Origin of the sequence: Salipiger marinus (assembly GCF_900100085.1) — a bacterium.
GTDB lineage: Bacteria > Pseudomonadota > Alphaproteobacteria > Rhodobacterales > Rhodobacteraceae > Salipiger > Salipiger marinus.
The window spans coordinates 1-19754 of record NZ_FNEJ01000033.1; the positions used below are offsets into that span (position 1 = coordinate 1).

General features: G+C 67.7%; 19 protein-coding genes. 1 reads left to right on the forward strand and 18 read right to left on the reverse strand.

Translation table 11 applies throughout. From position 1 onward, the window contains the following. Positions 1-66 precede the first annotated feature (66 nt). From BLR51_RS24210 to BLR51_RS24270, 13 genes are all read right to left on the reverse strand, one after another. Positions 67-726: a hypothetical protein gene (locus tag BLR51_RS24210; protein ID WP_089851830.1), complete on the reverse strand. Its 660-nt coding sequence runs from the start codon at positions 724-726 to the stop codon at positions 67-69. Continuing rightward, positions 723-1376: a response regulator gene (locus tag BLR51_RS24215; RefSeq protein ID WP_089851832.1), complete on the reverse strand. Its 654-nt coding sequence runs from the start codon at positions 1374-1376 to the stop codon at positions 723-725. The genes BLR51_RS24210 and BLR51_RS24215 overlap by 4 nt, the downstream gene beginning before the upstream one ends. Before the next feature lie 60 nt (positions 1377-1436). After that, positions 1437-2684: an AGE family epimerase/isomerase gene (locus BLR51_RS24220; RefSeq protein ID WP_089851834.1), complete on the reverse strand. Its 1248-nt coding sequence runs from the start codon at positions 2682-2684 to the stop codon at positions 1437-1439. Positions 2685-2778: 94 nt separating this feature from the next. Then, positions 2779-4083: a sigma-54-dependent transcriptional regulator gene (locus BLR51_RS24225; protein ID WP_089851836.1), complete on the reverse strand. Its 1305-nt coding sequence runs from the start codon at positions 4081-4083 to the stop codon at positions 2779-2781. Beyond that, positions 4080-5858, reverse strand: coding sequence for a sensor histidine kinase (locus BLR51_RS24230; RefSeq protein WP_089851838.1), 1779 nt, complete (start codon positions 5856-5858; stop codon positions 4080-4082). The genes BLR51_RS24225 and BLR51_RS24230 overlap by 4 nt, the downstream gene beginning before the upstream one ends. Beyond that, complete coding sequence (locus BLR51_RS24235; protein ID WP_089851840.1) at positions 5855-6232, reverse strand: DUF1850 domain-containing protein; 378 nt, start codon at positions 6230-6232, stop codon at positions 5855-5857. The genes BLR51_RS24230 and BLR51_RS24235 overlap by 4 nt, the downstream gene beginning before the upstream one ends. Beyond that, positions 6229-8304 carry a TRAP transporter permease gene (locus BLR51_RS24240; protein WP_089851842.1) on the reverse strand — a complete coding sequence of 692 codons (2076 nt, stop codon included), beginning with the start codon at positions 8302-8304 and terminating at the stop codon, positions 6229-6231. The genes BLR51_RS24235 and BLR51_RS24240 overlap by 4 nt, the downstream gene beginning before the upstream one ends. A 58-nt stretch (positions 8305-8362) precedes the next feature. Then, positions 8363-9319 (reverse strand): TAXI family TRAP transporter solute-binding subunit, encoded by a 957-nt coding sequence (locus BLR51_RS24245; protein ID WP_089851844.1) that lies wholly within the window; start codon positions 9317-9319, stop codon positions 8363-8365. Between the two features lie 305 nt (positions 9320-9624). Beyond that, positions 9625-11151 (reverse strand): tripartite tricarboxylate transporter permease, encoded by a 1527-nt coding sequence (locus tag BLR51_RS24250; RefSeq protein WP_089851846.1) that lies wholly within the window; start codon positions 11149-11151, stop codon positions 9625-9627. Further along, complete coding sequence (locus BLR51_RS24255; RefSeq protein WP_089851847.1) at positions 11151-11624, reverse strand: tripartite tricarboxylate transporter TctB family protein; 474 nt, start codon at positions 11622-11624, stop codon at positions 11151-11153. The genes BLR51_RS24250 and BLR51_RS24255 overlap by 1 nt, the downstream gene beginning before the upstream one ends. A 68-nt stretch (positions 11625-11692) precedes the next feature. Then, complete coding sequence (locus BLR51_RS24260) at positions 11693-12670, reverse strand: Bug family tripartite tricarboxylate transporter substrate binding protein (protein ID WP_089851849.1); 978 nt, start codon at positions 12668-12670, stop codon at positions 11693-11695. A 234-nt stretch (positions 12671-12904) separates the two neighbouring features. Further along, positions 12905-13798, reverse strand: a complete 894-nt coding sequence (locus tag BLR51_RS24265) for a dihydrodipicolinate synthase family protein (protein ID WP_089851851.1) — start codon at positions 13796-13798, stop codon at positions 12905-12907. A gap of 78 nt (positions 13799-13876) precedes the next feature. After that, positions 13877-14590, reverse strand: a complete 714-nt coding sequence (locus tag BLR51_RS24270) for a GntR family transcriptional regulator (RefSeq protein ID WP_089851854.1) — start codon at positions 14588-14590, stop codon at positions 13877-13879. Positions 14591-14733: 143 nt separating this feature from the next. Here BLR51_RS24270 and BLR51_RS24275 point away from each other — a divergent pair, with 143 nt between their 5' ends. Then, positions 14734-15636, forward strand: coding sequence for a 5-dehydro-4-deoxyglucarate dehydratase (locus tag BLR51_RS24275; protein ID WP_207543690.1), 903 nt, complete (start codon positions 14734-14736; stop codon positions 15634-15636). A gap of 109 nt (positions 15637-15745) precedes the next feature. On the opposite strand, the gene BLR51_RS24280 is transcribed toward BLR51_RS24275, so the two are convergent. From BLR51_RS24280 to BLR51_RS24300, 5 genes are read right to left on the reverse strand one after another with little or no spacing between them, the layout of a single operon-like run. Then, positions 15746-16483 carry a class I SAM-dependent methyltransferase gene (locus BLR51_RS24280; protein WP_207543689.1) on the reverse strand — a complete coding sequence of 246 codons (738 nt, stop codon included), beginning with the start codon at positions 16481-16483 and terminating at the stop codon, positions 15746-15748. Positions 16484-16510: 27 nt separating this feature from the next. Beyond that, entirely contained in the window at positions 16511-17260 is a 750-nt protein-coding gene (locus BLR51_RS24285; RefSeq protein ID WP_089851858.1) for an SDR family oxidoreductase, read from the reverse strand. 38 nt (positions 17261-17298) lie between these two features. Next, the gene (locus tag BLR51_RS24290; RefSeq protein WP_089851860.1) at positions 17299-17979 is read right to left on the reverse strand and encodes an ABC transporter ATP-binding protein; all 681 of its coding nucleotides are present in this window, start codon (positions 17977-17979) and stop codon (positions 17299-17301) included. Then, on the reverse strand, positions 17979-18731 hold the full coding sequence (locus tag BLR51_RS24295) for an ABC transporter ATP-binding protein (RefSeq protein ID WP_089851862.1): 753 nt from the start codon (positions 18729-18731) through the stop codon (positions 17979-17981). Before BLR51_RS24295 ends, BLR51_RS24290 begins: the two co-directional genes overlap by 1 nt. Then, entirely contained in the window at positions 18728-19753 is a 1026-nt protein-coding gene (locus tag BLR51_RS24300) for a branched-chain amino acid ABC transporter permease (protein WP_089851864.1), read from the reverse strand. Before BLR51_RS24300 ends, BLR51_RS24295 begins: the two co-directional genes overlap by 4 nt. Position 19754 lies beyond the last annotated feature (1 nt).

Here is a 19754-nt window from a genome sequence, read left to right on the forward strand (position 1 = left end):
CAATTCTTGACGTGTTTGGTGAAGCGCTAAGATGAAATTCCAGCGCTTCAGTTTCAGCTTACTGCTTCAATTGAAATCGGGAACTAAACGCGACAGGTCCAGCAGCCGGTTCAGCGCGGCGGCGACGGGGGCCAGTTCGGCGGGCAGGCGGGCCACCGGCATGGGATCAAGCGCGTCGGGCTGGCGCGCCTCCAGTTCGCCGCGCAGCGCGTCAAGTGGTGCCAGCGCGCGGCGGATCGTCAGCAGCAGCACCGCCAGCATCGCCACCAGTCCCAGCGCCATGGACAGCGCCACGCCGGTGACGATGTCGGTGGTCAGCTGCCGCACCTCGGCCTTTTCCAGCCCGGCGATCACCGTCAGGCGGCCTTCGGGCGTGGTGGCGGAGGCAAGGTAATAAAGCGGATGATCGCCGCTGTCGGGCATCGCGGTCAGGTCGGCGGGGGCGCGGGCTGACCGCATCACCACCCGGCTGTCAGAGGTGACCAGCACGAAATAGTTGCGGTCGCGGCGTTCGGCGACGCTGTCCACCGCCTGCGCGGCATCACCCACGGTTTCGTCCAGCATCTGCGCAAGACTGTAGGCCAGCTGGTCCAGCTGGTCGACATAGGCTTCTTCCAACTCGTCCCAGCTGCGCGCAAGGATGTAGCCGGTGCCAAGCAGCCAGAGCGCCGCAAGCGAGGGCAGCAGTCCGATCAGCAGGCGGCGGCGCAGGCTGGGGGCGGTCATGGCATCATGTAGCCGACGCCGCGCAGGGTGCGGATGCGGTCGGCCCCGATCTTGCGGCGCAGCGCCGAGACATAGACCTCGACCGTGTTGCTTTCGGCGCCTTCGTCCCAGCCATACAGCATCTGCTCCAGCTGGCCCTTGGGCACGACGCGGCCCCGCCGTTCGGCGAGATACAGCAGCAGGCGGAATTCCTTCTGTGGCAGATGCAGCGGGCGGCCAAAAAGCGTGACGGAGTTGGCGCCCAGATCGACGCAGAGCGCGCCCATCTGCAGCCGGTCCTCGCCCCGGCCCTGCGCGCGGCGCAGCAGGGCGCGGCAGCGCGCCAGCAGTTCGCCGGTGTCGAACGGTTTCAGCAGGTAATCATCCGCCCCGGCATCAAGGCCGCGGATACGGTCGCTGACCCCGTCGCGGGCGGTCAGGATCAGCACCGGCGTGGCATCGCCCCGCGCGCGCAGGCTGTCGAGGATGTCGAGCCCGTCCCGGCCGGGCAGGCCCAGATCCAGCACGCACAGGTCGAACCCGCCGCCCGCCAGCGCCGCCTCTGCCGCCAGCCCGTCGCGGAGCCAGTCGACAGAGGCGCGTTCGCGGCCAAGGCTGGTGACCAGCGCGTCGCCCACGATGGGGTCATCTTCGACCAGCAGGATGCGCATCAAACCCTCCGGATTGCGCCCATCCTAGGCGGGCGGCGGGAGCGGGGCCAGCCCTGTGGTTCAGATCGGCAGCGGATCGGCCAGCCGTGGTTCGTGCCGCGACAGGCCCCGGTCCAGCGGGAACAGCGTGGCCTGCAGCGCATGGTAAAGATCGGGCTTGCCCTGAAACTGCGTGGCGGCGGGCTGGCCGTCGGCATCAAGCTCGGGGATCCAGCCGCCCTTGGCATGGTCGACCAGATGCGCGTCGGCAAAGCGCCAGAGCCGCCGGTACCAGCCCTCGCGCGCGTCAGAGGGCGCGATCTTCTGCAGCGCCGCCAGCGCGCCGATGGCTTCGGTCACCGGCCACCAGTAGCGGTTGCGCACGGCCACGGCGCCGCTGTCGTCCAGCGTATAGGCGAGCCCGCCTTCGGGCAGCCACGCATCGGCCAGCGCCCGGTCCACCAGCCGCGCGGCGCGGTCGGGGGCGCCAGAGTCGGGCCGTCCGGCCAGATCCCAGTGCTGCAGCACCAGCCGGGCGAATTCCAGCGAATGGCCCGGCGTGGTGCCGGCGGGGCGGAACATCGGGTCGCCCTGATAGGCGGGATCCACCTGCCAGTCGGCGGTGTAATGTTCGGGGATGCGCCAGTCCCGCGCGGGGGCCATGCGGGACAGGAAAAATTCCAGAATGCGGCCCGCGCGGGTCAGGTAGATCTCCTCTCCCGTCGCCTCATAGGCGGTCAGCAGCGCCTCGACCCCGTGCATGTTGGCATTCATGCCGCGATAGTCGGAAAAGGGCTGCCAGTCGCGGGTGAATTCATCGGCAAAAAGGCCGGGGCCCTCTTCCCAGAAGCGCTGGTCGAGCACGGCGCTGGCGTCGCGCAGCAGGGCGGGGGCGTCGGGATGGCCGATCTTCTGGGCGCTGGCGGCGGCCAGCAGCACGAAGACATGGCCATAGGCAAGCTTGCGGTCATCCCCGGCCTGATCGCCGCGCGGCACCGACCAGACATAGCCGCCATGACGCGGGTCGTGATGCTGCTCGCGCAGGAAGGTCAGCCCGGCGTCGATCATCGCATCGCAGCCTGCCGCACCTGCCGCCTTGCCGATGGCATAGGAATGCACCATCCGCGTGGTGGTGTGCAGTTCCTGCGGCGCGTCGGGCAGGGGGCTGCCGTCATGGTCCAGCAGGTCGAACCCGCCATCCACCCGCAGGCTGGGGCGGAAGAACAGCAGCTGGCGCAGCGCGTCGGCGCGCAGGAAGCTGCGGTGCTGCGGATCGCCGAGCCACGGCGTGCCGGTCTCGTCGGGTCCAAGGGAAAGGGCGCTGGTCATGATCTGGCTCTGCTCCTTCTGCGCGTGCGGCTCTGGCATGACCCGAAGCGCGCGGCGGCACAAGTCGTTCCCTGCGGATCGGCGGTGCGGCGCGCTAGCGGTCACGCCGCAGGGCAGCGGATTTGGCGATCTTGTCGTTGAGCGTGCGGCGCGGAATGCCAAGAATGCGGGCGGCGGCTTCGGTATTGCCCTTGCAGCGGTCCAGCACGCGGGCAATCTCCTGCGCCTCGTATTGTGCCACCAGATCGCGCAGCGTGGCGCCGGTATCCAGCGGCGGCGGCGTGTGGGCGGGCGGAACGGCGCCGCCCCGGCCCAGCCCCAGCACGCGGCGTTCGGCCACCAGCCGCAGTTCATGCGCGTTGCCCGGCCAGTGATGCGCCTGCAGCACCTTGCGGTCCTGAAACCCCAGCGCGGGCTTTTCGCGGCCATGGCGCGCGGCGGCAAGGCCAAGGAAATGGTCAAAGAGCAGCGGGATGTCGCCGGGGATCTGGCGCAGCGCGGGCAGATCCACCGCATAGCCCGCGATGCGGTAATACAGATCCTCGCGGAACCGGCCTTCGGCAATCGCCTCGGTCAGCGGGCGGGAGGCAGAGGCGAGCACGCGGAACCCCAGCGGCGGACCGGCCTGTCCGCCCTGTTCCACCTGCCGGGTCTGCAGCACCCGCAGAAGCTTGGGCTGCAGCGCCAGCGCCAGCGTGTCGATCTGGTCCAGAAACAGCGTGCCGCCCGCCGCCTGCGGGATCAGGCCCGCCGCCTGTCCATCGCCGAACAGCACCGCCTCGGCGCCCTGATCGGGCAGGGTGGCGCAGTTGACGATGACGAAGGGGGCGGTGGCGCGCGGGCTCTGCCTGTGCAGCAGCCGGGCGGCCAGTTCCTTGCCCGTGCCGGTTTCGCCCATCAGGATCACGTCGATGTCGAGCGGCGCAAGTTCGGTCAGGCTGCGGCGCAGTTCGGCCATAGGGCGCGACTCGCCGATCAGATCGCCCTGCTGTTCCAGCCGGTCCTGCAGCCGCGCCACCTCGGCCTTGAGCCGGGTGGTGGTCAGCGCGCGGGCGATGACCTGCAGCAGATGGTCGGCATCATAGGGCTTTTCCAGAAAATCCTCGGCTCCAAGCCGCATGGCGCGCACCGCGTGATCCACATCGCCATGCCCGGTCAGCACCACCACCGGAATGTCATGCCCCGCTTCGGTCAGCGCGGCCAGCAGGGCGATGCCATCCATGCCCGGCATGCGCAGATCGGTCAGGATCAGGCCGGGCCTCGCCTCCGGCACGGCGGCAAGGGCTGCGGGCGCGTCGGCAAAGGCGCGGGTGTCATGCCCCGCCGCCGAGATCAGATCCACAAGGCTTTCCAGATGGTCGGCGTCGTCATCCACGACAAAGATCAGCGGTTCGGTCATGCGGCGGCCTTTCCGGTATCGGGCAGATCGAAGCTGACCACCGCCAGCGTGCCGCCGCCCGGCGCGGGCCGCAGATCGAGCCTGCCGCGAAACTCCTCCACGATGGTGCGCGAGATCGACAGCCCCAGCCCCAGCCCGTCCCCCGCCGCCTTGGTGCTGAAGAACGGCTCGGTCACGCGGGCCAGCAGCGAGGGCGGGATCCCTGCGCCATTGTCGCGCACGGCGATGTCGACGCGGGTGCCGGTCTGCTGGCGGGTGATCTCGATCTGCCCCGCAGGGTGGTCGGCGGTGGCGTCGAGCGCGTTCATCAGCAGGTTGACCAGCACCTGTTCCAGCCGCACCTGACCGGCGAGGATCACCGGAGAGCGGCCTTCGGGGGCGAAGCGGATCTGCGCCGTGCTGGTGGCGGCGCGCGGCGCCACCAGATCGAGCGCGCCCGCGATCGCCTCGTCCACCCCCACCGGGCGCAGGCTGCCCGCTTCCTTTCGGGCGAAGCTTTTCAGATGCTTGATGGTGCGCAGGATGCGGCGGATGTTGCCGCGCGCCTTTTCGATGCGGCGGCGCGACGGCTCGTCCTCGATCTTGCCGGACAGGAGCGCGGCGGCCAGCGAGGCCTCCATCGCGGCGAGCGGCTGGCTGATCTCATGCACGATGGCGGTGGACATGCGCCCCAGCGCCGCCATCTTTTCGGAATGGATCAGCGCGTCCTGCGCCTCGCGCAGGTCGGATTCGGCGCGGCGGCGTTCCTCGATCTCGCGGGCGAGCGCTTCGGTGCGTTCGGCGACGCGGGTTTCCAGAATGCGGCCCTGTTTCAGCCGCAGCGCCAGCAGGCGGCGGCGCTGCTGCCATGTCAGGGCCAGCGCGCCAAGCGCCACGGTGACCAGTGCCGCCGCCCCGGCCATGGCGAGCGCGTTGCGCCATGCGGGATCCAGCGGCGCGCTGCCGATCAGCCGCCAGTCGTCCAGCGGCAGGTCGCGCAGGCGCAGCGCCCGACGTCCCTCTGCCGTGTCGATGCGGTTGCTGGCCAGATCGGCGGCGCTGGCCAGCAGCGGCGGGCGGTCCAGCACCGGCAACTCGGCATAGGCGCGGAAGGCGGCGATGGCGATGCGCGCCTCGGGATCCAGCGGGACCAGCGGATGATAGAGCCAGTCGGGCGCGCCGGACAGGATCACGATGCCGAAGCGGTCGACCACGGCCAGCGCGCCGCCCGCCTCGGCCCAGCCGGTCTGCAGCGGCTGCAGATCGACCTTGACCACCATCACCGCCTGCCTGTCGCCGATACGGGCGCGGGAGGCAAGGAAATAGCCCGGCTCGCCCGTGGTCACCCCCACGGCATAGAAGCGGCCCGCGCCGGAGGCGAGCGCATCGCGGAAATAGGGGCGGAAGGCGTAGTTTTCCCCGACAAAGCTGCTGGCATCCTGCCAGTTGCTGGAGGCGAGCGTGGTGCCGCCTTCATCCAGCAGGTAAAGCTCGTCAGCGCCGGAGCGCGCGGCGGCCACCTGCAGCGCACGGTTGGCGGCATCGATGCGCGCGGCATTGTCGGGGGCGGTGACGGCGGCGCGGATGCGCGGATCCTCCAGCGCGAGGCCGGGCAGGTAGCGGAAGCGTTCGATCTCGGCCTCTATGGTGCGGGCGGTCAGCAGCAGGGCGCGGTCCAGCCGTTCCGACAGCGCGGCGGCAGAGAGGCTCCATGCGGCAAGACCCGCCAGCGCTGCGGCCAGCGCGGCAAGGGCGAACAGCCCCGCCCAGACCCGCGACTGCCGGGCGCGGATCATCCGCCCGCCCGGTCTGCCCCGCAGGGGGCGATCACCACCGGCGGGCCGGAGGTGGTGCCGATGTCGCGGCAGTGCCCGTCCGCGCAGAAGCGCCAGCCGCCCCCGGTGGCCCCCGACGCGGCAAGCCGAAGCTCTGGCACCTGCAGCCCGCCCGGCGACACCCACCAGCCGTCCTGCAGGGTGGCATCCGGCCCGGGTTCCATCCCCGCGCCCGATCCACGGATGGCGGAGCGGTCCAGCACCAGCGCCGTGCCGGTCACGCGCCAGTTTTCGCGCCAGTGGACCCGTTCGACGGAATGGGTCCAGTCCAGCGTGAATTCGGGCGCGGCCAGCATCACGGTGGCCGCGCCCAGCATCAGGCAGGTCAGGCTCATGCCTGCGCGGTCCGGCCTTTGCCGAACCAGATCAGCCCTGCGGTCAGCGCCGCCAGCGCAAAGCCGATCTCGTCCGTCAGCGGCAGGGCGGCGATCAGCGTGAAGGCGGCGACCATGGCCAGAATGCGGATCGGCCAGCCCAGCGGACGGCCCATCCAGCCGATCACCGCCACACCCCAGAGCCCGATGGACAGCACCGTCTTCACCACGGTGTAGGCGACGGCGGGCCAGAAGCCGATCGCCTCGGCCAGAGGGCCGCCCGGCTGCAACATCAGCACCGGGGTATAGACCGCCATGAACGGGATGACGAAGCCCGCCGCCGCGACCTTGATCGCCTCCATCGAGATGCGCAGGCCGCTGGCCTTGGCGATGGGGGCTGCGGCGAAGCAGGCCAGCGCCACCGGCGGCGTCAGATCGGCAAGGATGCCGAAATAGAACACGAACATGTGGCTGACGATCAGCGGCACCCCCAGATCCAGCAGGGCAGGGCCCGCGATGGACGAGGTGATGATGTAGTTGGGGATGGTGGGGATGCCCATGCCAAGGAAGATGCAGGTGATCATGGTCAGCACCAGCGACAGGAACAGGCTCTGTTCGCCGATGGAGACGATGAACTGGCCGAAGGTGTTGGCCGCCCCGGTCAGGGTCATGGTGCCGATGACGATGCCCACCAGCGCGCAGGCCACACCGACCGGCAGCGCGGTGCGCGCGCCTTCGCCCAGACTGTCGCGCAGCAGGCCCAGCGTCTTGCGCCCGCCTTTCGACAGGGCGCACCACGCGATCAGCGCCGCCACCGCCGCAAACAGCACCATGGTGCCGAAGTTGAGGAAGGCCGCCGTGACGAGGCCAAGGCAGATCCAGAACAGCACCCGGATGATGCCCTTGGGCAGGCCCAGCACGATGGACCCGCCAAGGATCAGCAGCACGGTCAGCCCCAGCCCGACGGTCCCGGCGAAGAGCGGCGTATAGCCGCCGAACAGCAGGTAGATCAGCACCGCCAGCGGCACCAGCAGCATCCAGCGTTCCTTGACCGCGCGGAAGGGCGAGGGCAGCTCGTCCTTGGGCAGGCCGCGCAGCGCGAACTTGCCCGCTTCCAGATGCACGATCCAGAAGGCGGAGGCGAAATAGAGGATGGCGGGGATCAGCGCGGCCTTGACCACCTCGACATACGGCACGTCCAGCGTTTCGGCCATGATGAAGGCCACGGCGCCCATCACCGGCGGCATGATCTGCCCGCCCATGGAGGCGGTGGATTCCACGCCGCCCGCAAATTCCGCCCGGTAGCCGAAGCGTTTCATCAGCGGGATGGTGAACTGCCCGGTGGTCACCACATTGGCGACGCCCGAGCCCGAGATGGTGCCCATCAGCCCCGAGGACACCACGGAAACCTTGGCGGCGCCGCCCTGACGGTGGCCGAAAAAGCCCATGGAGACATCGGTGAACAGCTGGATCATGCCCGCCCGTTCCAGAAACGACCCGAACAGGATGAACAGGAAGATATAGGTCGAGGAAACGTAGATCGGGATGCCGTAGATGCCTTCGGTGCCATAGGCCATGTGGTCGATGACCTGCCCGAAGGCATAGCCGCGATGGTTCAGCGGATAGGGCAGGTATTCGCCAAAGAGGCAGTAGGCCAGAAACAGCCCGGCGATGATCGGCAGGGCGATGCCCATCATGGCATAGCCCGCGGCAAAGACGGTCAGCAGCGCGATCACGCCCACGGTGATGTCGAGATCGGTGGGACGGCCCGCGCGCAGGATCAGGTCGCGGTATTCCACCCACTGATACAGCGCCACTGCCACACCGGCCAGCGCCAAGGTCCAGCCCAGCGAGGTCAGCAGCCCGCTGCGCGGCTTGGCATAGGCCATGAGCGGAAAGGTCAGGGCCATCAGGAAGCCCACATGCACCGCGCGGGTGATCTGGCTGGGCATATCGACCAGATGCGCGGCCGTGGCGATCTGGAACAGCGAAAAGACGACGGCCAGCCAGAACAGCCCCCGTCCGACCGTGCCTGCGGGGAAAGCCGCGCCATGCGGTTCCGGCTGCACCGGCGGGGATGCGATGTCGCTCATGTCAAACTCCGGGAACATGGGGGAGGGGCCGCACGGTGGCGGCCCCGGTCGGGGTGGATCAGTTGATCATGCCCTGTTCACGGTAGAACCGCTCGGCACCGGGATGCAGCGGCACGGGCATGCCGTCCAGAGCAGCCTCCAGCTTGATCTGGGCGGCGGCCTGATGCGAGGAAGTCAGCTCTTCGAGGTTGTCGAACAGCAGCTTGGTCATCTGATAGGCCACCTCGTCGGAGACACCCGCATGGGTGACAAGGTAGTTGGAGATGGCGATGGTCGGCACATCGGCCTCCTGCCCGTCATAGGTGCCGGCGGGGATGGTCGCCGCCTGATAGGGCGCGCCAAGGCTTTCGGCGATGTTGGCGGGGATTTCCACCACGGAGATTTCCACCGAGGAGGCCAGATCGCGGATCGAGGCCACGCCAAGCCCTGCCGACTGCAGTGTCGCGTCCAGCTGGCGGTTCTTCATCAGCTCGACCGATTCCGCGAAGGGCAGGTATTCGGTCTTGCCCAGATCGTCATAGCTCATGCCTGCGGCGCCAAGGATGGCGCGGGCGTTGAGTTCGGTCCCCGAGGCGGGCGCGCCGACGGACACGGCCTTGCCCTTGATGTCCTCCAGCGTGGTGGCGCCGCTTTCGGCGAGGGCGACAAGCTGGATGAAGTTCGGATAGATGCCCGCGATGCCGCGCAGCTGGTCCAGCTTTTCCGGGAAGCCCGCCTCGGCATCGCCGTTCCATGCGGCGGCCACGCTGTCGCCAAGCGCGAAGCCGATCTCGCCCCGGCCCTGCTGCAGCAGGTTCAGGTTTTCGACCGAGGCCTTGGTGGACTGCACCTGCGTGCGCACGCGGTCCATGTTTTCGGCGTAGATGTTGGAAAGGCCGACACCCAGCGGGTAATACACGCCCGAGGTGCCGCCGGTCAGGACGTTGACAAAATCCTGTGCCATGGCGCCGCTGGCGCAGAGCGAAAGAGCGGATGCAGCAAGAGTGCCGCGCAGAACGGCGGTGAAGCGTTTCATGAAAATTCCTCCCTGTGTGTGCCCCGTGACGGGACGAACGGCCCGATAAAGCCTCATCGCAAGCGCGACGTGAACAAAGACCGGGGTTTCCGTGCATTATTTCTGGCATAAAATTGCCCCGTCTCCAGCAGAAATCTGCCCGGGGCGGTGCAAGTCTGCGGATCCGCAGGAGAACGGCGGCTTTGCGATTTATTTACCATAAGATGTATTACCGGGCATTTTGCGGCATTGCCCCGGAACGGCACAGGGCGCGCGACCGGTCTGGCCGCGCGCCCTGCTGGCGATGGGTCCGTGAGGCGCGGCCTCTAGCCGTCGCGGGCCAGCGGGCCGCGCTTGGGTTTGCGGAACAGGATGACATAGGCAAAGATCGCCGTCAGCACGAGGAAGAACAGGCTGTCCGGGCTGGTGAGGAAGATCATCGGGTTGCCATCGTTCAGCGACAGGGCGCGCCGCAGGTATTCCTCCAGATCGGGGCCAAGGATGAAGCCCAGTAGCAGCGACACGGTGGAATAGTTCTGCTGGCGCATGAAATAGGCCAGCACCCCGAACAGCACTGCCAGCGCCATCTGGAACACCGAATAGGTCGCCACATAGGATCCCACCAGCGCCACCACGGCGATGGCCGTGTAAAGCAGCCCCTTGGGGATCGACACGATACGCACGAAATAGGGTCCGAGCAGCCACAGCGACAGCGGGATCAGGATCAGCGCCGACAGGAACAGCGAGCCCAGCATGGGCGCCAGCAGATCGGCTTGGCTTTCCAGCAGCCTTGGGCCGGGCTGCAGCCCGTTGATGACCAGCACCCCCAGCACGATGGCGGTGGTGGGATCGCCCGGAATGCCGAACATCAGCATGGGCACGAAGGCGCCGCCGCACATGGAGTTGTTGGCGCATTCGGCGGCGGCGATGCCTTCGCGCGAGCCCTTGCCGTATTCCTCGGGCTTTTTCGATCCCGACCGGGCCACGGCATAGGACACGAAAGCCGCCATGGATCCGCCCGCGCCGGGCAGGATACCGATGCCATAGCCGATGAAGGCGCTGCGCAGATAGGCCAGCAGCCCGATGGCGCGGATTTCCGACATGGGCGGGATGAAATCGCGGCGGCGGATCACCAGACCGCGCGCCTTTTCCAGCGTTCTGGCCAGCGGGTCGTTCCAGCTTTGCGCCTGTGTCAGCACCTCGCTGACGGCAAAGGCGCCGATCACCAGCGGCATGATGTCGATGCCTTCGACCAGCGTTTCGGTGCCGAAGTTGAAGCGCGGGATCGGCTGCAGCACGTCGATGCCGACCGTGGCGATCATGATCCCCAGCAGTGTGGCCACCACGCCCTTGGCGATGTTGTCCTTGTCGACGATGATGATGACCACCAGCGCGAACAGCACCAGCGAGAATTTGCCCGGCGTGCGGATCAGCAGCGACAGTTCCGCCGCCACCGGCATGAAGGCCATCAGCAGCACCGTGCCGATGCAGCCGCCGATCATCGATCCAAGGGCGGCATGGCCAAGCGCGTTGGCGCCCTGGCCCTTCAGCATCAGCTGGTTGCCTTCGACCGCCGTCATCATCGACGACGGCGCGCCGGGGATGTTGATGGTGGTGGCGGTGATCGAGCCGGAATACATCCCCGCCATGAAGATCGAGGCGCACATCACCAGCGCGGGCACCACGTCGATCGTATAGGTGACGGGCAGCAGCAGGGCGATGGCCAGCACCGAGGTCAGCCCCGGCATGGCGCCGAAGAAGGTGCCCACCAGAAAGCCGCCAACCATGAAGGCCAGCACCGACCAGTCGGCCAGCGCGGAAAAGCCGGTCAGCAGGTTGAGAAAGGTGTCCATCAGAAGAGGCCCTCGAACATGGCGGGCAGGCGCACGCCGAAAATGCCCGCAAACAGACCGTAGAAGGTTGCGGTCACCCCGATCACGTAGAGCGCAAAGATATGGGGCCTGCGGGTTTCCAGCCGGAAGATGATCAGCAGCACCGCGCTATAGGCCAGCGTCGAGGGGATGTAGCCCAAGGGCCGGAACAGGAAGATGTAGGCGGAGGTGGCCAGCACCACCAGCGCCGGGCGTGCCATGTCGCGCAGCGCGATGCTGTCCGAAGGCTCGCGCAGTTCGGTCCAGAGCACGACGGCCAGTGCTGCATACATCAGCAGCGCGGCAAGGATCGGGATCGACCGCGGGCTCATCTCGCCATCGCCGGAAAACTGGGTGTGGATGTCGAAAGACGCTGCCAGATAGACGGTGGTGACCGCCAGAAGAAAGACCGGCAGCAGCACGCCGGCACGGAACAGGTTCGCACGTTCGCCCATCGCAGAGCCTTCCTTGGGGACAAAAGGCGGCACCGGGGCGATGCCCGGTGCCGCCGGAAACGCAAAGGTTATTTCGACAGGATGCCGCTTTCGACCAGCTGGTCCATTTCGGTGAACAGGCCCTGCGCGGTGTCATCCGCCCATTGCGTCACCTCGTCCGAGCCCAGCCAGTTCGGGGTCACGCCGACCTTGGCGATCCAGTCCTGAAACTCGGCGCTGTCATAGGCGGCCTTGTAGGCGCCTTCCAGCTTGGCCACCACGTCATCGGGCGTGCCTGCGGGGGCGGCCATGACGATGAAGCTGCCGTTCATCAGATCCACGCCCGCCTCGTCCGAGGTCGGAACGTCATAGGTCGGGTTGCGGGTGTCGGAAAACTCGACCAGCCCGCGCGCCGTGCCATCCTCGATCAGGTTGGCGAAATCGCCAAGGCTGGTCAGCACCACATCCACCTCGTCGGACAGCAGCGCCTCTTTCTGCGGGGCGGCGCCACCGGGATAGGAGACGATCTTGAACTCGGTGTCGGTCAGGCTCTGCAGCTGCAGCAGCGTCAGGTGGACGCGCCCGCCAAGGTTCTGGACACCGATGCGGATCTGACCGGGATCGGCCTTTGCCGCCTCCACCAGATCGTCGAGCGACTGGTAGTCGGACCCGGCATCCACGATGATCGCGTCGGGTTCGCTGGTGACGCGGGCGATCAGCTTCAGCTTGTCCATCTTGTAGCTGGGCAGCATGCCCTGCCACGGCACGGTGACGATGCTGTCATAGGTCAGCGCGCCAAGGGTATAGCCGTCGGGCCGGGCGCTCATCACCTGACCGATGCCGGTGGCGCTGACGCCGCCTTCGATGTTTTCCACATAGATCGAGGCGCCGCCAAGCTCCTGCTCGGCCAGCGTGGTGATCTTGCGCACGATGCCGTCGGTGCCGCCGCCCGCGCCCCATGGCACGACGACGCGGATGTCCCGCTCGGGGTATTCCGCCAGCGCGGCAACGGGTGCCAGCGTCGCGGCGGCTGCGGCCAGAAGGCCGAAGATGGTTCGCTTGGTCATGTCTATCCTCCCACATGCTGGATGGGATGCGCCATCCATGTCGCATCCGTCCGGGCCTGACACGGTGTGTCCCCTGCCCTGACGGTCCTCCCCCGCGGGACCAGATGCGGCCGCGCGGGGCTGTCGCCAAGCTGTCTCCAGGTCAGCTCTCAACTAATACATTACTATATGACAGAGCGGGACGCTGACAAGATGTTTCGCATCCGCTGCGCGATCCGCCCCGCCGGGGCCCTGTCAGGCTGGCAGATCCATGCGGCTCAGCAGGAAATCCAGTTCGGCCAGATCGGTGTCGTCCAGCTTGGGGCCGGGGCCGCGCAGGGCGGCGCAGGCCAGCGCGCCGCGCCGCCGCAGCATTTCCTTGCGCAGGGCGATTCCCCACTGCCCCTGCGCCTCGTGTTTCAGCAGCGGCAGGAAGCGGTTGAAGAGGTCATGCGCTTCGGCGCGGCGGCCTTCGGTCATCAGCTCGTAAACCCCCGACAGCATCTCGGGATAGGAAAAGCCCGCCATCGGCCCGTCGGCGCCGCGTTCCAGTTCCTGCACCAGATACTGCCCGTTATTGCCGGTCAGTATGCGCACCGGGCGCGTCGTCTCGGCGCGCAGGCGGCTGATCTTTTTCGGGCTCGGGAAATCCTCGGCCTTGATGACGCCGATCTGGGGAAAGGCCTCCAGCAGCCGGACGATGGCGGGCACCGACATCACCACGCCGGAGGCGGCGGGGAAATCCTGCAGCACCACCGGCACATCGCCGATCCGTTCGAACACCGCCTCGAAATAGCGCACCAGATCCTCGTCGGTGCGGATGCCGCCGGGCGGGCAGATCATCACCGCGTCGCAGCCTTCGGCCATCACCTGCCGGGTCAGTTCGACCATCTGCGCGAGATTGGGCGAGGAGACGCCCGCGATGATCCGCCGACCCTCCGCTGCGGCGACAAAGCCCGCGGCAACGGCCACCGATTCGTCCATGGTCAGCTTCTGCGCCTCGCCGCTGACGCCAAGCACGGTCAGCCCCTGCGCGCCGTGGCGGTAATAGAACTGCGACAGCGTGCGCAGGCTGTCATGATCCACCGCGCCATCGGGGTGGAACGGGGTCTGGGCCACGACATGCAGCCCTTTGGTTTCGCTAAGCATGAGTCTCCTTTCCGCGGCGCCAAGGGCTGCCGCGCTTGCTGGGTCAGGGTGGATCTGGGGTCGGGCCTTCGGCCCGGATCAGGCGAAGTAATCCTTGTGCAGGATCCGGTATTCGTCGGCCCAGTCTTCGGGTTTGTAGGTATGGTCGCGGATTTCGTGGATGGCGCGGGCTTCATCCCCGGCCTCTATGGCGTCGATGATGGCGGTATGGCCCTGCAGGATCTGCTGCAGCTTCTCTTCGGAATGGCGCTGCAGGCGGCGCACCCGGTCCAGATGACCCGAACGCGACCGCAGCAGCGCGTGCAGCGCCTCGCGCCCCAGCCCCTCGAACAGGATGAAGTGGAAATATTCGTCCAACTGCTGGAACTTGCGCAGTTGCGTGCCCTCTTCGGCCACGGCGCGCTGCATCGCGATGACGGCACGCGCCCGCACCACCGTTTCGGGCACCTTGGCGCGGGCAAGGCCCAGCACCACCTCGGTTTCCAGCGCGCGGCGCAGGAACAGCGCCTCGTTGAGCTGCGGCACGTCGATCCGCGTCACCAGCGTGCGCGACTGGGGGTAGATCTTGACCAGCCCGTCCTGATCCAGCCGCTGCAGCGCGTCGCGCAGCGGGGTCTGGCTGACCTCATAGTCCTTGGCCAGTTCGGCGCGCAGCAGGTTGGTGCCGGGCGGCAGATCCAGCGACAGGATGCGCTGGCGCAGGTCGTCATAGATGCGCGAGGCCGCCGTGGGCCGGAGGATGCTGGGTTCGGGGCGCATCAGATCCAGCGCCGCCTGCAAAGATGTGTTCATAGGTGTTCCTGACGTCGCTCAAGGACTTGTTGCGCGCAGCTAACCTGAGTCCGGGGTTGCTTGACCATGCCGTAAAACTAAAATATTAGTGTATATCAATTGGCTCGGCAAGCCACATGCCCCGACGTAGGAGACTTATCATGATCGCCCCCACCGACCTGCGCGAGATCATTCGCAGCGGCCTGCTGTCTTTTCCTGTCACGCCCTTTGATGGCGAGGACCGTTTTGCCCCGAAACCCTTCATGGACCATCTGTCGTGGCTTTCGGACTATGATGTGGCGGGGCTGATCGTCGCAGGCGGCACCGGCGAGATGTTTTCGCTGACCCCGGGCGAGATCGTCGAGGTGGTGAAAGCCGCGCGCAGCGTCTCCGGCGATGCGCCGGTGATCGCGGGCTGCGGCTATGGCACGCGCGTCGCCTGCGATCTGGCCCGCGAGATCGAGGCGGCAGGCGGCGACGGCATCCTGCTGCTGCCGCATTACCTGACCGAGGCGCCGCAGGATGGCGTCGCCGACCGCATCCGGCAGGTGTGCCGCGCCACCAATATGGGCGTCATCGTCTACAACCGGGGCCAGTCGCGGGTGTCGGCAGAGACGCTGGCGCAGCTGGCGGACGAATGCCCGAACCTGATCGGGTTCAAGGATGGCACGGGCGACATCGACACGGTGCGCCGGGTCACGCTGCAGCTGGGGGACCGGCTGTCCTATATCGGCGGCATGCCCACGCATGAGCTTTTTGCGCAGGCCTATCGCGGGGCGGGCATGCCCACCTATTCCTCGGCGGTGTTCAATTTCGTGCCCGCGACCGCGCTGGAATTTCACCGCGCCTTCACCGCCGGGGACGATGCCACCTGCGAACGGCTGCTGCAGGAGTTCTATTACCCCTTCGCGGCGATCCGCGACCGCAAGACCGGCTATGCCGTGTCGGCGATCAAGGCGGGCGTGGCGCTGCGCGGCTTTGCCACCGGCCCGGTGCGCGCGCCCCTGACCAGCCTCACCGAAGAAGAGGTGGAGATGATGCGCCAGCTGATCGCCGGGCGCAGCTGACGGCCCAGACCTGCCCCGGTCCGCCGGGGCAGATCCGGAGACCCGCGAAGCCTTTGTCATCATGGCGGACATCGGCCACGCGGGGGGCGATTCCGGGGCCTGCCACGCCCTAGGGGCGGCGCAGCACCCGCAGCAGATGCGGCTGGCGCAGCACGAACAGGCCATCGGCGGGTTCCGCCGCGCGCTCGAACGCCGCCGCAATGGCAGCGCGCTGCCGCGTGGCCTGCTCGGCGCGGCCCGGATCCGGCTGGCAGACATAGCTCAGAAAGGCGTGAAGTCCGGCAAAGCGGCTGATCCGCTCCACCCTCGTGTCGGACAGGGGCTGCGCGCCGGTGTCGGTCTCGAACGCTGCCAGCGCGGCCAAGGCCTGCGCGCGCACCGTGGTTTCATCATCCAGAGGCCGCATCGCGTCAAAGAACGACCCCTCTGCCAGCGGTTCGACCACGACGAGAAGCCCCATGGGGCGCAGCACGCGAAAGGCCTCTGCCAGCGCGGGGTGCATCAGGGGGCCGGGGATGTGGTGCAGCGTGTTCATCAGGATGGCCGCGCCAAAGCTCATGTCCCGCGCCGGGATCGCCTCTGCCCCGGCGACGTGAAACTCGGCCCCCGGGGCGCGGCTGCGGGCGGTGGCCACCGCCCCGGCCTGCGGATCGATGCCGGTCACCGCATAGCCCCGCCGCACCAGCGCCGCCGCCAGCCCGCCCTGACCGCAGCCGATGTCCAGCACCCGCCGCACCTGCCCTGCCGCCAGATGCGCCAGCACCGCCGCTGTCACCGGCCCCAGTTCGGCGCTGGAGCGGGTGCCCATGGCCTGCCTTTCGGCGTTCAAGGACCGCTGATCGACCATGTGGATCGTCCCAATGCTGCGCTGGCGTCAGATGGTGCGCCCGCCATCCACCTCGAGGATGACCCCGGTGATGAAATCCGCCTCGTCCGAGGCGAGATACAGCGCGGCATTGGCGATGTCGCGCGGTTCGGACAGGCGGCCCAGCGGAATGGTGGCGATGAACCTTTCGCGGTTTTCGGGCGTGTCGGGCACGCCCATGAACTGCTCCAGCAGGCCGGTCACGCCCATCACCGGCGCGATGCCGCAGACGCGGATGCGGTCCAGCGCCAGCTCCACCGCCAGCGAGCGGGTCATCAGGTTCACCGCCCCCTTGGAGGAGTTGTACCATGTCAGGCCGGGGCGCGGGCGGATGCCGGCGGTGGATCCGACATTCAGCATGACGCCGCCGCCCTGCTGCCGCCAGACCGGCACGCAGGCCTTGGTCATGTGAAAGATCGACAGCACGTTGATGTCATAGATCTTGCGGAAGGTGGCCTCGTCCGTTTCCATCAGCGGCTGGTTGGGATTGGTCCAGCCCGCGTTGTTCACCACCACGTCCAGCCGTCCATAGCGGTCCATCACCTGCCGCACCGCCGCCTGCACCTGATCGCCCTGCGCCACGTCGCAGGGGATCGCGATGGCGCCCTCTCCCAGATCCGCCGCGACCGCCGCGGCCCCCTCGCCGTTCAGGTCCACCACCGCGACCTGCGCCCCTTCGCGCCGGAAGGTTTCGGCAATGCCACGGCCAAAGCCCGAAGCCGCGCCGGTCACCAGTGTGATCTTGTCCTTGAGCCGCATGTGCTGTCCTTTCGTTCTGGTCTGTCCGTGCCGGGATGTCATGCCGTCCTGCGATCCGGGTCGAGCGTGCCTTCGGCCACCTCGCCGCGTTCGATCACCAGCGTGCGGCTGGCAAAGCCGCGCAGCAGCGAGGGGTTGGATTCGGTGATCATCAGCGTGACGCTGCGATCCGCGTCGCGCAGCGCGCGCAGCGCTGCGGCGTATCGCTGGGCAAGTGCCGGGGCCAGCCCCTGAAACGGCTCGTCCAGCATCACCAGCCGCGTGCCCGACATCAGCGCGCGCCCCAGCGCCACCATCTTGCCCTGCCCGCCCGACACGTTGCCCGCCGGACGGCCCGCCATGTCGCGCAGTTCCGGCAGGATGTCATAAATCCGGTCCAGCCGCTTCTGCGTCTCGGCCGTGCCCAGCCGGGCGGCCTGCGCGGGCAGCAGGATGTTCTCCTCGACGGTGAAGGCCGAAAACAGCCGCCGGTCCTCGGGGGAATAGCCGATGCCCAGACCGGGGCGTTTGGGCGGGGCCATGCTGTCCAGCCGGGTGTCGCCGAACCGGATCTCTCCGGTGACGCGGGTAAAGCCCATGATCGTGCGCAGCAGCGTGGTCTTGCCCGCGCCGTTGCGCCCGATCAGCGCCAGCGTTTCCGCCGGGGCAATGCGGAAATCGAGACCGCGCAGGATCTGGATGATGCCGATGGAGGCGGTGACATTGCGGAATTCCAGCATCAGGCGATCTCCTCTCCGATCACGTCGCGGATCACGTCCGGATGCTCCAGAATTTCCGCCGGGGTGCCGCGCAGCTGCACGCGACCGGTGTTCCAGACCGCCACCTCGTCGGCGTGGCGGCTGACGATGCCCATGTCATGCTCGACAAAGACCGACGTGACCCCCGCCTGCGCCAGCGCGCCCACGAGGATTTCCATGACCTCGTGTTTCTGCGACGAGGCCACGCCCGAGGTGGGTTCGTCCATCAGGAGCAGCCGCGGCTTCAGCGCCAGCGCCACCGCGATGTCGATCAGCTTGCGCTGGCCTTCGGACAGTTCCACCACCACGCGATGCGCGACATCGGCGCAGTTCACCATTTCCAGCAGATGCATCATCTCGTCGCGCTGGCGGATCTGGTGCAGGTTCTGCAGCGGGTTGCGCAGCCCCTCACGCGCGGCGGCGGCGATCAGCAGGTTTTCCAGCGCGGTGTGTTCGGTGAACAGCTGCGGGATCTGGAAGGCGCGGGCGACGCCGCGCGCCACGATCTTGCGCGGGGGCAGCGGCGTGATGTCCAGCCCCTCGAACAGCACCTGCCCCTCGCGCGGCTTGATCCAGCCGGTGCAGATGTTGAGAAAGGTGGTCTTGCCCGCGCCGTTCGGCCCGATGATGGCAAGGTTGCGCCCCGCCTCGATGCGCATGGACACGTCATTGGCGGCAATCACCCCGCCAAAGCGGATGGTCAGGTTGCGGGTTTCCAGCAGCGGCGTGGTCATTGGCCTGCCTCCTTGGTGCGGGCGGGGGCGCGGGCGGGTGTGGCGCGGCGCATCAGCCCGTCAAGGATGCCCATGATGCCCCCCGGCGCGAACAGGATGATGACCAGCAGGAAGGCTCCCAGCAGCATCTGCCAGATGTCCCCCGCAAAGGCCGAGGCATAGACCCGCACCATTTCGTAGATCAGCGCGCCCACGAAGGCGCCGCGCACCGATCCGGCCCCGCCCAGCACCGCGATGAACACCATTTCCGCCGAGCGCACCCACCAGACATATTCCGGCGTGACCACGCCCTGCGTCATGCCCATGAGCGACCCGCCGACCCCGCACAGCACCGCCGACAGCAGATAGCCCGACAGCAGCACCCGCCGGGGCGACAGGCCCAGATATTCCAGCCGCGTCTCGTTGGTCTTGATGGTCTGGAACAGCTGCCCCACCGGCGAGGCGAACCAGCGCAGCGTGAACCAGCCCAGCCCCAGCACCAGCGCGATGGCCAGATAGAACAGCACCAGTTCAAAGGCGCCGCGCCCCAGTTCCATGCCCAGCACGGTGGGCCGGTCCAGCCGGATGCCGTCCGCCCCGCCGGTGACGTGGTAGAATTTTTCGAGGATCGACCAGAAGATCATCGAAAAGGCGAGGTTCAGCATCCCGAAGAAGATGCCGCGGTAGCGCACCACGAACAGCCCGACCAGCAGCCCGGCCAGCGCCGCGCCGATGACGCCTGCGACCAGCACCAGCACCAGATCGGCCCCGGGAAGCGCTGCGACACAGAACGCCCCGGCATAGGCGGAGACGCCAAAGAACAGCGCGTGCCCGAAAGACACCTGTCCGGCGCGCAGCAGCACCGTGACCCCCAGCACCGCCAGCCCCTTGGCCAGCGCGAGGTTGACCAGAAGCTGCAGGCCGGGCGCCATGACGGGAATGACGGCGAGGGCCAGCACGCCAAGCGCCGTCAGCAGGGACCGCAGCGGCAGCCCACGGGAGCCGGGCGCGGGACGGGGGGAGGATGTGGAATGACCGGTCATC

What these genes read in the sequence shown, in the direction of transcription:
- BLR51_RS24210 (WP_089851830.1), bottom strand. Translation starts at nt 726, where the DNA reads ATGACCGCCCCCAGCCTGCGCCGCCGCCTGCTGATCGGACTGCTGCCC.
- BLR51_RS24215 (WP_089851832.1), bottom strand. Translation starts at nt 1,376, where the DNA reads ATGCGCATCCTGCTGGTCGAAGATGACCCCATCGTGGGCGACGCGCTG.
- BLR51_RS24220 (WP_089851834.1), bottom strand. Translation starts at nt 2,684, where the DNA reads ATGACCAGCGCCCTTTCCCTTGGACCCGACGAGACCGGCACGCCGTGG.
- BLR51_RS24225 (WP_089851836.1), bottom strand. Translation starts at nt 4,083, where the DNA reads ATGACCGAACCGCTGATCTTTGTCGTGGATGACGACGCCGACCATCTG.
- BLR51_RS24230 (WP_089851838.1), bottom strand. Translation starts at nt 5,858, where the DNA reads ATGATCCGCGCCCGGCAGTCGCGGGTCTGGGCGGGGCTGTTCGCCCTT.
- BLR51_RS24235 (WP_089851840.1), bottom strand. Translation starts at nt 6,232, where the DNA reads ATGAGCCTGACCTGCCTGATGCTGGGCGCGGCCACCGTGATGCTGGCC.
- BLR51_RS24240 (WP_089851842.1), bottom strand. Translation starts at nt 8,304, where the DNA reads ATGAGCGACATCGCATCCCCGCCGGTGCAGCCGGAACCGCATGGCGCG.
- BLR51_RS24245 (WP_089851844.1), bottom strand. Translation starts at nt 9,319, where the DNA reads ATGAAACGCTTCACCGCCGTTCTGCGCGGCACTCTTGCTGCATCCGCT.
- BLR51_RS24250 (WP_089851846.1), bottom strand. Translation starts at nt 11,151, where the DNA reads ATGGACACCTTTCTCAACCTGCTGACCGGCTTTTCCGCGCTGGCCGAC.
- BLR51_RS24255 (WP_089851847.1), bottom strand. Translation starts at nt 11,624, where the DNA reads ATGGGCGAACGTGCGAACCTGTTCCGTGCCGGCGTGCTGCTGCCGGTC.
- BLR51_RS24260 (WP_089851849.1), bottom strand. Translation starts at nt 12,670, where the DNA reads ATGACCAAGCGAACCATCTTCGGCCTTCTGGCCGCAGCCGCCGCGACG.
- BLR51_RS24265 (WP_089851851.1), bottom strand. Translation starts at nt 13,798, where the DNA reads ATGCTTAGCGAAACCAAAGGGCTGCATGTCGTGGCCCAGACCCCGTTC.
- BLR51_RS24270 (WP_089851854.1), bottom strand. Translation starts at nt 14,590, where the DNA reads ATGAACACATCTTTGCAGGCGGCGCTGGATCTGATGCGCCCCGAACCC.
- BLR51_RS24280 (WP_207543689.1), bottom strand. Translation starts at nt 16,483, where the DNA reads ATGGTCGATCAGCGGTCCTTGAACGCCGAAAGGCAGGCCATGGGCACC.
- BLR51_RS24285 (WP_089851858.1), bottom strand. Translation starts at nt 17,260, where the DNA reads ATGCGGCTCAAGGACAAGATCACACTGGTGACCGGCGCGGCTTCGGGC.
- BLR51_RS24290 (WP_089851860.1), bottom strand. Translation starts at nt 17,979, where the DNA reads ATGCTGGAATTCCGCAATGTCACCGCCTCCATCGGCATCATCCAGATC.
- BLR51_RS24295 (WP_089851862.1), bottom strand. Translation starts at nt 18,731, where the DNA reads ATGACCACGCCGCTGCTGGAAACCCGCAACCTGACCATCCGCTTTGGC.
- BLR51_RS24300 (WP_089851864.1), bottom strand. Translation starts at nt 19,753, where the DNA reads ATGACCGGTCATTCCACATCCTCCCCCCGTCCCGCGCCCGGCTCCCGT.